General features: G+C 24.3%; 14 protein-coding genes (1 of these 14 cut by a window edge). 13 read left to right on the top strand and 1 reads right to left on the bottom strand.

The genetic code is table 11. From position 1 onward, the window contains the following. Nucleotides 1–381, top strand: the 3' end of a protein-coding gene (locus AMN80_RS01995) for an FkbM family methyltransferase (protein WP_075520341.1). It extends 594 nt beyond the left edge of the window; the window shows 381 of its 975 coding nt (coding positions 595–975); the start codon falls outside the window, past its left edge; the stop codon is at nucleotides 379–381. Beyond that, a complete protein-coding gene (locus tag AMN80_RS01990; RefSeq protein WP_075520340.1) occupies nucleotides 378–1,310 on the top strand; it encodes a hypothetical protein in 933 nt (310 codons plus the stop codon). The genes AMN80_RS01995 and AMN80_RS01990 overlap by 4 nt, the downstream gene beginning before the upstream one ends. On the opposite strand, the gene AMN80_RS01985 is transcribed toward AMN80_RS01990, so the two are convergent. After that, complete coding sequence (locus AMN80_RS01985; protein WP_075520339.1) at nucleotides 1,287–2,015, bottom strand: 3-deoxy-manno-octulosonate cytidylyltransferase; 729 nt, start codon at nucleotides 2,013–2,015, stop codon at nucleotides 1,287–1,289. The two genes, AMN80_RS01990 and AMN80_RS01985, sit on opposite strands and share 24 nt — an antisense overlap. Before the next feature lie 104 nt (nucleotides 2,016–2,119). Here AMN80_RS01985 and AMN80_RS01980 point away from each other — a divergent pair, with 104 nt between their 5' ends. The 11 genes from AMN80_RS01980 (at nucleotide 2,120) to AMN80_RS01930 (ending at nucleotide 14,659) form a co-directional block, all read left to right on the top strand. Further along, on the top strand, nucleotides 2,120–3,415 hold the full coding sequence (locus AMN80_RS01980) for a nucleotide sugar dehydrogenase (protein WP_075520338.1): 1,296 nt from the start codon (nucleotides 2,120–2,122) through the stop codon (nucleotides 3,413–3,415). Beyond that, complete coding sequence (locus tag AMN80_RS01975) at nucleotides 3,415–4,044, top strand: cytidylyltransferase domain-containing protein (RefSeq protein WP_075520337.1); 630 nt, start codon at nucleotides 3,415–3,417, stop codon at nucleotides 4,042–4,044. Before AMN80_RS01980 ends, AMN80_RS01975 begins: the two co-directional genes overlap by 1 nt. Next, nucleotides 4,037–5,020 (top strand): Gfo/Idh/MocA family protein, encoded by a 984-nt coding sequence (locus AMN80_RS01970; RefSeq protein ID WP_075520336.1) that lies wholly within the window; start codon nucleotides 4,037–4,039, stop codon nucleotides 5,018–5,020. The genes AMN80_RS01975 and AMN80_RS01970 overlap by 8 nt, the downstream gene beginning before the upstream one ends. After that, complete coding sequence (locus tag AMN80_RS01965) at nucleotides 5,017–6,132, top strand: DegT/DnrJ/EryC1/StrS family aminotransferase (protein ID WP_075520335.1); 1,116 nt, start codon at nucleotides 5,017–5,019, stop codon at nucleotides 6,130–6,132. Before AMN80_RS01970 ends, AMN80_RS01965 begins: the two co-directional genes overlap by 4 nt. Beyond that, on the top strand, nucleotides 6,122–7,135 hold the full coding sequence (locus AMN80_RS01960; RefSeq protein ID WP_075520334.1) for an NAD-dependent epimerase/dehydratase family protein: 1,014 nt from the start codon (nucleotides 6,122–6,124) through the stop codon (nucleotides 7,133–7,135). The genes AMN80_RS01965 and AMN80_RS01960 overlap by 11 nt, the downstream gene beginning before the upstream one ends. Then, entirely contained in the window at nucleotides 7,125–8,108 is a 984-nt protein-coding gene (locus AMN80_RS01955) for an N-acetylneuraminate synthase family protein (protein WP_075520333.1), read from the top strand. Before AMN80_RS01960 ends, AMN80_RS01955 begins: the two co-directional genes overlap by 11 nt. Continuing rightward, nucleotides 8,108–9,949, top strand: a complete 1,842-nt coding sequence (asnB, locus tag AMN80_RS01950; RefSeq protein ID WP_075520332.1) for an asparagine synthase (glutamine-hydrolyzing) — start codon at nucleotides 8,108–8,110, stop codon at nucleotides 9,947–9,949. Before AMN80_RS01955 ends, asnB begins: the two co-directional genes overlap by 1 nt. Beyond that, complete coding sequence (locus AMN80_RS01945) at nucleotides 9,933–11,057, top strand: N-acetyl sugar amidotransferase (protein ID WP_082256537.1); 1,125 nt, start codon at nucleotides 9,933–9,935, stop codon at nucleotides 11,055–11,057. The genes asnB and AMN80_RS01945 overlap by 17 nt, the downstream gene beginning before the upstream one ends. A gap of 7 nt (nucleotides 11,058–11,064) precedes the next feature. Beyond that, nucleotides 11,065–11,862, top strand: coding sequence for a class I SAM-dependent methyltransferase (locus AMN80_RS01940; RefSeq protein ID WP_075520331.1), 798 nt, complete (start codon nucleotides 11,065–11,067; stop codon nucleotides 11,860–11,862). A 69-nt stretch (nucleotides 11,863–11,931) separates the two neighbouring features. After that, entirely contained in the window at nucleotides 11,932–13,515 is a 1,584-nt protein-coding gene (locus tag AMN80_RS01935; protein WP_075520330.1) for a beta/alpha barrel domain-containing protein, read from the top strand. A 52-nt stretch (nucleotides 13,516–13,567) separates the two neighbouring features. Further along, nucleotides 13,568–14,659, top strand: coding sequence for a hypothetical protein (locus AMN80_RS01930; protein ID WP_075520329.1), 1,092 nt, complete (start codon nucleotides 13,568–13,570; stop codon nucleotides 14,657–14,659). The last annotated feature ends 7 nt before the right edge of the window (nucleotides 14,660–14,666 follow it).

The raw sequence follows: 14,666 nt of genomic DNA, 5'->3' as shown, positions 1-14,666 counted from the left end.
AATCATGAAAAAATTAATGTTAAGTGCTTAAGCATTGATAAATTTTTTGAAAACAAAAATTTAAAAATTGATATCATGAAAATTGATACTCAAGGGACTGAATTACAAATTTTACTATCTTCAAAAAAAATAATTCAAAAAAATAAACCAATAATAATTTTTGAATTTGAAACCGAATATTTTAATAAACCAGAAGATTTGAATAATGCTAAAAATGAAATTTTGGAATTTTTTGAGTTTGAAAATTATGACTTGTATATGATAGAACCTAATTTATCTTATTTTCCAAAAGTTACATTGAAAGATTATTTTCGAGGGGAAATTCTCGCCTTGCCAAAATTTTACGATTTAAATGAGCACAATATTTTAAAAAAGATATGAAACATAATGCAGCTGTATTAATGATTTCAGGTAGAAGAGAAATATTACCTAAAACTTTGGATCTTTTTTATAATAATTGGAATAACAAATACAATTATCCTGTCTTTATTTATGATATTGACGATGTTTACTCAAAAAAAGATATTAGTTTTTACGAAACTAAATATTCAAACTTAAAATTAATTAAAATTATTCCCAAAATACCATCTGGCATTAAAGATGAGGAATTATTTTATAATCGAAAATATAATCGATATGTTAAAAAAAAATTCGATAAAAGAAGACTTGGATATCTTCATATGATTTATTTTAAATCTAATATGTCATTGTTTGGTGAGTGGAAATGTGAAAATAAATACTTAGCAAAATACGATTATTTGATGATAATAGACGATGACTCTTGGTTTAAGGAAAAAATAGAGTTTGATCTTTTTGATAAACTCAATGAATTTCCATTAGCTACAGCTGTTAGTGGTATTTATAAAGATAAAAATTTATCAAAAACTAGAGAGAAACTTTTAAAGTTTATTAAATCTTATGTTGATAAAGAAAAAGTAGACGTCAAAAACCGTAAGCTCAGAGATATTCTCAAATTTGAGGACGATGATCTACTAACAGATTTGACTTATTCAGTTGGAAATTTAGATCTATTTAATCTCAAAATTTTTAAATCTGAAAAGTATAAAAAATATATCAAAAGTGTTAATGATTTTGGTGGCCAATATAAATATAGATGGGGGGATATTGAGATAACAAACTTATTTGTTCACATGTATTACAAAAAAGGTATTTATAGTTACGATTTACCAGATGAAATTTATGAAGCGAAAATTCCAGATGTTAAACCTGTATATTTTTGGGGAAAAAAAAACCATTTTTTAAGAATTTTTTCAAAAATAACAAATTTATTTAATTTTAAAAAATATTGAATTAGCTTTCTTCAAATCTTTTTTTGTATCTATAGACATAGATTTATTTGACATTTTAATCATTTTTATATTTTTTCCCATTTCAAGAAATCTTAAAATTTCTATATCTTCCACTTTTTCTAAAGGTGTTTTTCTTTTATATTTATAAAATTTGATTAAATCTTTTCTTGGAAAGGCGTAAGCACAAACTTGTCTCCAACCTAATTTAAATTTGTGTTTTTTATTTGAAGGAATTTCTCCTCTACTCATGTAAAGTAAGTTTTCATTACTATCGAACACAACTTTTGGAACAGAAGAACTTTTGAACATTTCAATTTTTTCTATTTTTGTATATCCATTATAAATTTTTGATGGATCTTTTAAAACATTCTTTAGTAATTTTTTTAAATCTATTGGATTAAAAAAAGGCTCATCTCCCTGAACATTAATATATACATCTGCGATTATTTTACTTGCCACTTCTGCAATTCGATCTGTTCCAGTCAGACATTTCTTCGAAGTCATTAAAACATTAATATTATTTTTTAAACACAATCTTTTTATTTTTAAATTATCAGTAGCTATAATAATTTGTTCTTTTTTAAAAACTTTATTACATTGAAAATAAGTTTTTAAAATCATTGGAACACCATTGATCTCTTTAAGAGGCTTACCAGGTAATCGTTTAGAGTTAAAACGAGCAGGTATAATAACTATTATTTTCATGCTAACTTTTTAAAATTATAATATCTGAAACTTTTATTATTTTTCAAAAATTATCAAATTATACTACCAAAAATATTCATTTAATATAAAAATAACAATAATTTATGAATTTCTACGATAATTTTAAATCAAGATTAAAATCAAAAAAAATTGCTGTTGGAGTTATAGGGATGGGGTATGTTGGATTGCCTTTAGCAATTCTTGCAGCAAAAAAAAATTTTAGAGTCTTTGGTTATGAAAGAGATAGCCATAGATTTAAAATGTTGAACAAAAGAAAATCGTATTTTACCAACATCCCGTCCAATTCCTTAAATGTTTTTTCAAAAAAAACAAAATTCTTTAAAAGATTTTCGAATATATCAGAATGTGATATTTTAATAATTTGTTTACCAACACCTTTAAAAAAAAATCGGCCGGACTTATCTCATATTGTTTCCTCAATAAATTTGATAGCCCCCAAACTAAGAAAGGGTCAATTATTAATTTTAGAATCAACTTCTTATCCAGGTACTACAAGAGAAAAAATTTGTGAGAAATTGAATTCAAAATTTAATCTTGGAAAAGACTTTTTTGTTGGCTTTTCATCAGAGAGAATTAATCCTGGAATTAATGATAAAAAGATTGATAAAATTCCTAAAGTGGTGAGTGGATACAGTCATAAATGTCTAAATCTTTGTGTAAAATTTTATAAAAATTTGTTTAATCATATAGTTAAAGCAAGATCACTTGAACATGCAGAATTTTCAAAACTTTTAGAAAACATTTATAGATCAGTAAATATTGGCTTTATTAACGAGATGAAATTTATAGCAGATAGATTTAATTTAGATATTTTTGAAATTTTATCCCTTTCAAATACTAAACCCTACGGGTTTTCTAGATTTGATCCAGGACCAGGAGTTGGTGGCCATTGTATACCAATAGATCCACAATATTTGTATTGGAAATCTGTTGAAAAAGGCTTTAACCCAGAATTTATTAAATTATCAGCAAAAATAAATCTAGATGTAACAAAATTTATTTATAGTAAAATTGTTTCACGTACTAAAAAAATTAAAAAAAATAAATCAAATATTAAAATACTTATCTTAGGAATTGCTTATAAAAAAAATCTTGATGACATCAGAGCGTCAGCTCCAGTAAGATTAATTGATTATTTGCTGGACAAAAAATTTAAGTTTGTTAATTATTCTGATCCATTTATATCATCGTGTGAATTTACACAAAATAAAAATAAAAATTCAGTTAAATTAAGTTCACAAATTTTAAAAAAAACTGATATTGTAATTTTAGCTACAGACCATGATAAATTTAATTACAATTTTATAAAAAAGTATTCTAGGTTTATTATTGATTGTAGAGGTAAATATAACCTAGATAAAAAAATTGTGAGAGGTTAGTGTTAATTATAATCCAAGCGCGAACAAACTCTCAAAGATTTCCGAAAAAAGTTTTATATAAGTTAGAAAATAAACCTATAATTGTTCATGTTTTAGACAGGTTGAAAAAGTCAAAATTTAAGAACAATTTAATTGTAGCTACATCTGATAAAAGTAGTGATGACAGACTTGTGCGGCTCTTGAAAAAGAAAAAAATAAAAATTTATAGAGGTAATCTTAAAAATGTATCTGAAAGACTTTATGAGACAGCCTTAAAACTTAAAGAAAAATATTTTGTAAGAGTGTCTGGAGATAGTCCTGTTATTGATGTAAAAATTCTTGATAAATTAATAGAAATTTTTAAAAAAAAAAAATATAGGAATTATGATATTATCACTAATGTTTTCCCAAAAACATTTCCAAAAGGCATGTCTTTTGAAATTATTAAAAGAGAAATTATATCAAAAAATATGAAATTTATGACTGAAAATGAAAAAGAACACGTGACTAAATATTTTTATAAAAATTCAGCAAAATTTAAGATAAAAAATTTGGAAAATTTTAATAAAAAAAAATACAATTTAGATCTTACACTTGATAAAAAAATCGACTTAAAAAGAATAAAGATATATTTAAATAATAATGTTTAATGCTGCAATAATAGGTTCGGGAATAGGTTTAAAGCACTTAGAGGCAATAAATGGCTATAAATCAGTAAAAGTTAAAATAATTTGTGAGAGAGATAACAAGAGGGCACAATATTTAAAAAAAAAATTTCCCAAAATAGAGATAGTGAAAAATGAAAATAAAATTTTTAAAGATGAAAGTATAAAATTAGTTTCGATAGCGAGTTACGACAATTATCATTACGAACAAATTTTAAAATGTATAAAAAATAATAAACATATAATAGTTGAAAAACCATTTTGTTTAAATCATAAAGAATTAAAAAAAATTTATCAATTATTAAAAAGAAAAAGAAATATCAAATTTCTTTCAAATTTAGTTTTAAGAGTAAACGATTTATTTAAGAATGTAAAAAAAATTGTAAATAAAAATAAAATTTTTTATTTAGAGGCTGATTATATTTGGGGAAGAAGAGAAAAACTTTTCGGTTGGAGATCAAGCATCAAAAATTATTCTGCTAATCTAGGTGCTGGAATTCATTTGATAGATCTAGTAATATGGATCTTAGAAAAAAAACCTGTTTCTGTAATTTCATACGGCAATAATATTATAACTAAAAATACTAAATTTAAAAAAAAAAGTTTTGTGATCAATATTTTTAAATTTCCTGGAAATATAATAGTAAAGACTACTTCAAATTTAGCAGGAAATTATAATCATTTTCACGAACTCAAGATTTTTGAAAAAAACCAGACAATTATTCATAACTTAAACAACAGTTTTATTCTAAATAAGAAAAAAAATATAACTAAATTAAAAGGAAGTTATCCAGATAAATCAAATAGAAAAAAGCTAATACAAAATTTCATTGATCAAATTAAAGATACAAGTATAAATCCTATTTTAACTTTAAAAGAGCAATTTGATCTAATGTCTATTTGCTTTTATGCAGATAAATCTTTGAGGTCTAATAAAGAGATTAAAATTAAATATTTATGAAAGTAGAATATTCTAGAAAAGAAATTTACGGTAAAGATTTAAAAAAGGTAAATCAAGTATTAAAAAGTGGATGGTTAACTCATGGAATTTTTACAGATGAATTTGAGAAAGAGTTTTGTAAATATACTGGTTCAAAATATTGTATCACAGTATCTAGTTGTACTGCAGGCCTTCATTTATCATGTATTGTTGCAGGTTTCAAAAAGGGAGATGAAGTTATAGTTCCTGCAATGACACATGTTGCTACTGCACACGCTGTAGAGCACACTGGCGCAAAAACTGTTATAGCTGACATAGATCTTAAAACTGGAAATTTGGATTTAGAAAATATAAAAAAAAATATTACTTCAAAAACTAAGGGAATAATTTTAGTGCATATGGCTGGATTACCATGTGACCTAAAAAGAATAATTAGATTTTGTAAACAAAAAAAGATCATACTTATAGAAGATTGTGCACATGGTCTAGGTTCAACTTTCAAAAATATTCATGTCGGTAATTTTGGATTTACTGGAAATTTTTCTTTTTATCCGACAAAGCAAATTACAACAGGTGAAGGAGGAGCAGTTACAACTAATAATAAAAATATTTACAAAAAACTTAAACAATTAAAAGCTTTTGGTATTGATAAAGATATTAAAAATAGAAAAATACCAGGTGATTATGATGTTAAAAATTTAGGCTTAAATTACAGATTAACGGACTTTCAGGCTGCCCTAGGAATAAATCAAATTAAATATTATGATAAAAATCTTAAAAGGAGAAAGGAAATAGCAAAAAGATATTACAAAAATCTTGAAGGAAATAAAAAAGTAACCCTTATTAAATTTGACAAATCTAATTCATTCTATGTGTTTCAAATTTTACTCAAAAACAGAAATAAATTAATAAAAAAATTTAAAGAATTAGGTATTGGTTTCAGTATTCAATACCTTAAACCAATCAATAAAATGTCCTATTATAAAAAAAAATATAAACTATCAGATAAAAATTTTAAATCAGCAAATCTATTTTCTAAACAAGTAATTTCACTTCCAGTTTATCCAAAATTGAAAAATAAAGAAATTGATTTTATTTGTAATTCGATTAGACAAACAATAAATGAAACTTAAAAACATTCTGCTTGTTGGAGGTTGTGGTTTTATTGGCCACAATTTAGCTATCAAATTAAAGAAAGATGGTCATAAAGTAACAATTGTAGATAGCTTGAGTGTAAATAATCTTTTAGCTTTTACTGATAAAGATATAAAAAACAAAAAACTTTATGTTTCTATTTTAAATAATAGAATTGAACTTTTGAAAGAAAATGGGATTGAATTACTAGTGTTTGACTCAAAAGAAAGTAGTCAAATGAAAAAAATTTTTAAAAAAATTAAACCTAATATTGTAATCCATTTAGCTGCTGTTTCACATGCAGCAAAGTCAAATAAGGATCCACATCATACATTTGATAATAGTTTAAGAACTTTGGAATCAACTTTAGATAATGTGAAAGATGGAAATATACATGTAATTTATTTGTCATCTAGTATGGTTTATGGAAATTTTAAACAAGACCAAGTAGATGAAAATTCAATTTGTGAACCAATAGGTATTTATGGAAATCTAAAACTTGCTGGAGAACTTATGATTAAATCCTTTAATCAGGTTTTTGGAATGCCATATACTATAATAAGACCATCTGCATTATATGGTGAACGATGCGTTAGCAGGAGAGTTGGTCAAATATTTATTGAAAATGCTATTCAAAATTTTGATATTAATATAAGTGGAGATGGTGAGGAGAAACTAGACTTTACTTATATAGAGGATCTTGTCCAAGGTATAAGCCTTTGTTGTACAAATAAAAATTCTATAAACCAAATATTTAATATCACATATGGTAGAGGAAGAAAAATAAATGAATTAGCTGATATTTTAATAAAAAATTTTCCTTCAACTAAAATAATATATACCGACCGTGATAAACTAATGCCTAAAAGAGGCACATTACTTAATGAAAAATCAAAAGATCTCCTTAAATTTAAGCCCTCATTTCAAATTGAACAAGGTTATACTAAATATATAGAATGGTACAAAAATTTTTGGAGGCAACAAAATTTTTATGAAAATTAAAAACTTTGACACAAAAAAAAAAATATTGATCGTTGGTGAAATAGGAAATAATCATGAAGGATGTTTTAAGACAGCAAAAAAATTAATCAACATGGCAGCAAAAGCTGGAGTTGATGCTGTAAAATTTCAAACATATAAAACTGAAAAATTTATTTTAATTAATGATAAAAAAAATTTTAAAAAATTTAAAAAATTTGAATTTAGCTTCAGTCAATTTAGAAAATTAAAATCTTATGCAAATCAAAAAAAACTTTTATTTATTTCTTCAGCCCTAGATTTAGAAAGTGCTAGTTTTTTGATTAAAAATTCTGATGCAATTAAAGTGGCTTCATCTGACAACGATTTTTCTTTACTATATAAGAAAATATTAAAGTCCAAAAAACCATTAATTATTTCAACTGGTTTTCTAAATTCAAACGACATTAATAATTTGATAAGAAAATTGGCTAAAATTAGAAGGTCAAATATAACAGTCTTGCACTGTGTTTCATGCTACCCAACAGAGAAAAAAGAGGTAAATTTATCATCTATCAGAAATATGAAAAACAATTTTGGCGTAGAATATGGATATTCTGATCATACAATTGGTGTAGAGGCGTGTTTATGTGCAGCAAGTTTAGGTGCTAGAATTATAGAAAAGCATATAACTTTAGATAAAAATTTTTCAAATTTTAGAGACCACAAACTCTCATCTGACTATAAAGAGTTAAAAGAATTAGTAAAACAAATAAGAAAAATTGAATTAATTCTAGGAAATAAATTTAAAAATATTCAAAAGGGTGAGAATAGAATCTTGAAAGCAGTCCGCAGAAAACCCTACGCATCTAAAATAATCAAAAAGAATGACAAATTTACAGAAAAAAATCTGAATTTTTTAAGAAGCTCTATTTCTTTTAAAAAAACTGATATAAATAAACTTATAGACAAAAAATCAAAAAAAAATTTTAGAATTAATCAAATGATAGATTATTAATGTGTGGAATTGCAGGCTGTTTAACAAAAGATTTAATTAATAATAATTTAATTAATAAAATTTTGAATAGTATGTACAATCGAGGACCTGATAATCAAGACAAGGTAAGATTTGAGGTTGGGAAAAAAAACTTATATTTATTTCATAGCAGATTAAGTATTATAGATTTAGAACCAAGATCTCACCAACCATTCAAATTTAGAAATTATACATTGGTTTTTAACGGTGAAATTTATAACTTCAAAGATATCAGAGATCATTTAATTTCATTAGGATATAAATTTAAAACAAAGTCTGACACAGAGGTCATCATTAAAGCTTTCTCAGAATGGAAGACGGATTGTTTTAAAAAATTTATTGGCATGTGGGCAATCGCTATCTGGGATGACAAAATTAAAAAACTTTATTTGTCGAGAGATAGATTTGGTGAAAAACCATTTTATTATATTACTTATAGAGATGAGTTTTATTTTGCCTCAGAATTAAAAACTTTAAGAATTATCTTTAATAAAAAAATGGAATTGAATTCAAGAAAAATAACGGATTTTCTTTTTAAAGGTTATAAATCTATTAAAAAAGATGAAGCGACATTCATAAAAGATGTCATGCATTTAAAACCGTCAGAAACCATAACATTGTTTAAAGGCAAACTATCAAAAGATAAATATTGGAAACTTACATATAATCCTGATTACAAAATTAAATATAAAGATGCCTTACAGGAAATAAAATATTTAGTTGAAAAAAGTGTACAAAGAACACTTATTTCTGATGTTCCATTATCTATTATGTTGAGCGGAGGCGTTGACTCAGCTACAATTCTTGGTATCGCAAAAAAAAAATTTAATAAAAATTTTAAATCTTTTTCAATTATAGATAATGACGATAGATACAACGAAATAAAAAATTTAAATCTTTCAACAAAATATTTAAAAGGTAGAAATATAAAATTAAGATTATCAAAAAAAAATAACAATAACTTCATTAAACTCAATGATTTAATAGGCTATCATTTTAAACCTGTTTTAACTATCTCCTCATTTTTATCTTCTTTACTTACAAAAAAAATTAAAAATCATAACATAAAAGTTAATTTATCTGGTATTGGGGCAGATGAAGTTTTTTCGGGATATTACGATCATACATTGTTTTATCTAAGTGTAATTAAAAATGAAAAATTTTTTCATAAAAATTTTTCATTTTGGAAGAAAAAATATAAAAAAAATATAAGAAATCCATTTTTAAAAAATGAGAAATATGTTTTAAGAAATAAAAACTTTAGAAAACATATTTTTGAAACAAATCCTGACTTATATAGTTTATCTACAAAAAAAATTATTTCAAATTTTAAAGAAAAAAATTTTACAAAAGATGTTTTAAGAAACAGAATGCTCAATGAAAGTTTTTTCGAAACAGTCCCAATTTTGACTGATCAAGATGATTTAAATCATATGATTTACTCTATAGAAAATAGATGTCCTTTTTTAGATAAAGATTTAGTTGAGTTTCTCTATAAAGTACCAACAAAATATTTGATGAAAAATGGTTTTTCAAAAAATTTATTAAGAGACTCATGCTCAGAATATGTTGAACCACAAGTAATGTTTGACACAAAAAAAAGAGGATTTAATGCAACAATTAAATCAATATTTAATTTTAATAATAAAAAATTGACTAATTATGTTTTGAACAAGAATTCTGAAATATATGAATATGTAAATTTTGATGAATTTAAGAATTTACTTAGTCAAAAAAAATATTTAAATTCTGAAAGTAAATTTATATTTTCAGTCATATCGACGATGATATTTATCGAAAAGTTTTATGAAAAAAAAATTTAATATCAAATGGTGTAAAAAGTGTATTCTACCGAATACAAGGCCTAATTTATTTATACAAGATAATGGGCTGTGTAGTATTTGTTCATTAAAAAAAAAATACAAAGTTGATTGGGATAAAAGATACAAATTACTTAAAAATTTTACAAAAAAGATAAAAAAATTTTCAAAAACAAATTATGATTGTATTGTGCCTGTTTCAGGAGGAAAAGATAGTTATTGGCAAGTTTTAACGGCACTAAAACTTGGTTTAAAGCCTTTAGCCGTTACTTGGAAACCTGCAGGAAGAAACTCCCTTGGAACAGAAAATTTAAATAATCTAATTGATCTGGGCATTGATCATATTGATTATGTAATAAGTCCTAAAATTGAAGCATCTATGATGTTAAAAGCTCTTAAGAGATTCGGTTCTATTGGTATACCCATGCACCTTTCAATTTTTAATATTACATACAAAATTGCATATTCTTTTAATATTCCACTAATAATATGGGGTGAAAATCCATCTGCTGAATATGGTTATAAAAAAATCTCAGAGGTAAAAAAAAATCCAAATTATAATTACTTTATGCAACATAATATAATCAAGGATACAAAGCCTAATATCTGGAAAGATAAATTTTTAACAAGTAAAGATTTAAATGGATACTATTTTTTCTCTAAACAAAAAAAAAAAATACATTCTATATTTTTAGGCGACTATATTAAGTGGGATCCAAAAAAAGTTTATAAAGAAGTAAAGAAAGCTGGTTTTAAAGAGAGTAACTCAGCCAAAACCGGTTATTACAATTTCGCTGATTTAGATGATGACTTTATATCGATACATCATTATTTAAAATGGTATAAGTTTGGCTTTACAAGATTATTTGATAATTTATCAATAGAAATTAGAAACAAAAGAATAAGCAGGGAAAAAGCCTTAAAAATTATTTTGAGAAATAAGGCGAAGAGGCCAGAGAAAGATATCAAAAAGTTTTGTAAATTTACCAATATATCAATAAAAGAATTTAACAAAATTCTTGAAAAATTTAGAAATAAATCAATCTGGAAAAAAAATAGAAAAGGCAAATGGTTTATTAAGAACTTTATATTAAAACAATATTCTTGGTAAACATTTAATGAAAAATCAATCTTTCTTAAACTGTTGTAATGAAAAAGATTTAAAAGATTTATTTTATTATAACAAAAAACCTAAAGGTGAAACTGATTTTGGCATTAAAAGATATAAACGAAAATATAAGATTTGCAAAAATTGTAATCATATGTTTTCTTATTTTAATTTTAATTTAAAAAATTTATATAATAAAAAATATTCGGAGAATGCATATGGTAATAAAGAAAAAATTTTAAATTCTTTTAATAAAATAATAAGTCTACCTTTAACTAGTTCAGATAACAAAAACAGAGTTAAAAGATGTTTGAAATATCTTAACAAAAAAAATCTCATTTTTGATGTTGGATGTGGATTATCAGTGTTTTTGTTTGAACTTAAAAAAAAAGGCTTTAAGGTCAGTGGATTAGAGCCAGATAAAAATTTATTTTTGCATTCAAAAAATGTGATTAAAAAAAATATTTTTAACAAACCGATTGAAAAATTTAAATTAAAAAAAACTAAAAAGTTTGATTTTATATCTTTAAATAAAGTTTTAGAGCATATTCCCTATCCAGAAAATACCATTAAAAAAATTAAAAATATTTTGAAATTTAATGGAATTTTTTACATAGAAGTACCCGATCAAAGGGCAGTAAAATTTGGAAAGAATAGAGAAGAGCTAATGATTGAACATTTACATGTGTTTTCAAAAAAATCATTGCAAAATTTAATGATTAGAAAAAATTTTAAGCCAATCAAAATAAGACAAATTAAAGAACCATCTGGAAAATATACAATCTACGGATTTTTCAAAAATAAATAAATTTTGTTTTAATTATGTTTAAATTTTATAGATTATATAAAAAAACAAAATTATTTTTTAAAAGTTTATATGCATAAAGTGACACATTTAGATTGTACCCTTAGAGATGGTGGTTATTATAATAACTGGGATTTTAAAACTGACTTAGCTAACAAATATCTTTTCGCATTAGGTAAAATCAATGTCGATTACGTAGAAATTGGTTTTAGATTCTTTGATAGAAAAAGAGTTAAAGGAAAATTTGCTTATTGTGATGAAAAATTTTTAAATAAATTAAAGATACCAAAAAATATCAATTTAGCTGTAATGATAAATGCTGGTGATGTTTTAGAAAATGATTTTTACAATAAAGATCTTATTAGAAAAAAATTTATTAAAAAATCTAGTTCAAAAATTAAATTAGTAAGAGTTGCTGCTCATTTTCATGAATTAAAACTGATATTGCCAATGATAAAAGATCTGAAAAATTTAGGATACGAAATTGGTATAAATATCATGCAAATTTCAAATAAAAAAAATTCTGAGATTTCTAAAGCAATAAAAATTGTTAGAAAAATGAACCCGAAAGTTTTATATTTCGCTGATAGTCTTGGTAGCCTAACTCTAGATCATACAATAAAAATAATAAAAGTGATTAAGAAACACTGGAAAAAAGATATTGGCATACACACGCATGATAACTTAGGGAATGCACTCAGAAATTCTATGGTTGCTTTAAAAAATGGAGTCAAATGGATAGATACCACTATTAGTGGAATGGGTAGAGGTCCAGGAAATACAAAAACTGAGTTAGCAATAATAGAATTTGAGAAAAAAAAAAATAAGACAATGGATATTATTCCCCTAACTAAATTAGTGAACAATGAATTTAAAATTTTAAAGAACAAGTTTAATTGGGGAACGAATCCGTATTATTACATGGCAGGAAAATGGGGTATTCACCCCTCATTTGTTCAAGAAATGATTTCAGCAGATTTTCCTGAGGAGAAAGTTTTTAAAAACTTAAAAAACTTAAGAGATATTGGTGGCCATAAATTTAGTAAAGATCTGATTAATAGAAATGAACTATTTTATCATGGCAAAGTAGTAGGAGACTGGGTACCAAAAAAATTTTTATACAAAAAAAAAATACTGATCTTGGCAAATGGGCCTAGCCTTTTAAAATTTAAGGACATGGTTGAAAAGTTTATTAAAAAAAATGATGAACTAATTGTTTTTCAGATAAACAATAAGAATATCGTAAAAGATAGTCTCATAGATTATAGAATTGCGTGTCATACTATGAGGATTTTATTAGACTCTAAGGAATATTATAGAAGTAAGTCACCGATAATTTTACCGTTAAATAGGTTCTCTGAGAGGGTAAAAAAATCTTTAAAAAACATCAAAACATTAAATTTTGGCTTACAAGTAAAAAAAAATAAGTTTGAATTTAACAAAAATTTTACCGTAATTCCAAATTCATTAGCATTTTCTTATGCGCTAGGTATTGTTAATTCAGCAGAGGTAAAAGAGATATATTTAGCTGGATTTGATGGCTATAAAAATAATCATCCAAAAAAAATTGAGATGGATGAGACTATAGCAAATTACTATAAAACAAAAGAGAGAATCAAGATTAAATCAATAACGCCCACATCTTATAAAATATAATTTGATTAATTTTAAATTAAGTTTATATAAATAAAAAAATTTCTCAAATCTCATGTTGTTAAAAAAAAAAATAATTTGTAGTTTCGATCATGGATATTTTAAAAATGTAAAATTACCAGGAAATTTACGACCATCAATTTTGATGTTTGAAAAAAAAGGAGTTAAAAAATACTCATATACCTTCTTAAGAACTCCTTTAGATTTCATTAACAATAAAAGCTTGGTAACAGGTGAGTTGCCTAAAAAAAACAAAATTAAAAAATTTAAAAAACTTCCAAGATTTGGTTTCACTGGTCTTGCTAAGAACAAAAAATATATATTTGCTGGGAGCTGGAATGCAATTTATGTTATATGCAGGAAAGATATGAGTTTAAAAAAAATTATCTCGAATAGACTAACTTCAGATATTCATGGAATAGATTTTTACAAAAATAAAATTTATACTACACTATCTTTTAGAGACACCTTAGTCATTACAAATCTTGATGGGTCAGTAGACTCTTTTTATAGTATAGATGAAAATTTAGATATTAAAAAAAATGATAAAAATATTTTTAAAAATGACTGGCGATTTGTATCAAAACAAAGAAGAGGTCCAACTGGTAACTTTCATTTTAATTTTGTTAAAGTCCTAGGAAATAACATATATTTGACATCAAGAAACTTATCTGGCGTTATTAAGCTAAATATAAAATCAAAAAAATCATCGTTGATGACACTAGGTCATATGAAATGCAATTTAATTCATGATGGAGTAAAATATAAAAAATTCACATATTTTACTTCTATCGATGGAAAAATTTTAATTGTAAATAATGATAAAAAAAAAAGTGCTCAAGAAAAAATTTTAAAGAAAAAATTTTTATTTAAAAATTTTAAGAATTCACACTATATTCGCTATTTTCAAATTGATAAATCAAATTTAAAAAGGAATCCCACTTGGTGTAGAGGAATTGAGATAATTGATAAAAATAAGATAATAACTACCGTAGATGGAGTATATGGATCAAAAGGATTTTCAGTAGTATGTTTTGACATAAAAAGAAACAAAAAACTCTTTGAATATACATTTAAAATAAATAAAAACTTTGAACATCCAAAATTTATCAAATATGTTTCAGGTTTTGGTTTAATGTCAATTTAGATATTAG

The sequence above is a fragment of the Candidatus Pelagibacter communis genome (assembly GCF_001179985.1).
Classification (GTDB): domain Bacteria; phylum Pseudomonadota; class Alphaproteobacteria; order Pelagibacterales; family Pelagibacteraceae; genus Pelagibacter; species Pelagibacter ubique_J.
This window is presented reverse-complemented; position numbering and strand designations above follow the sequence as displayed.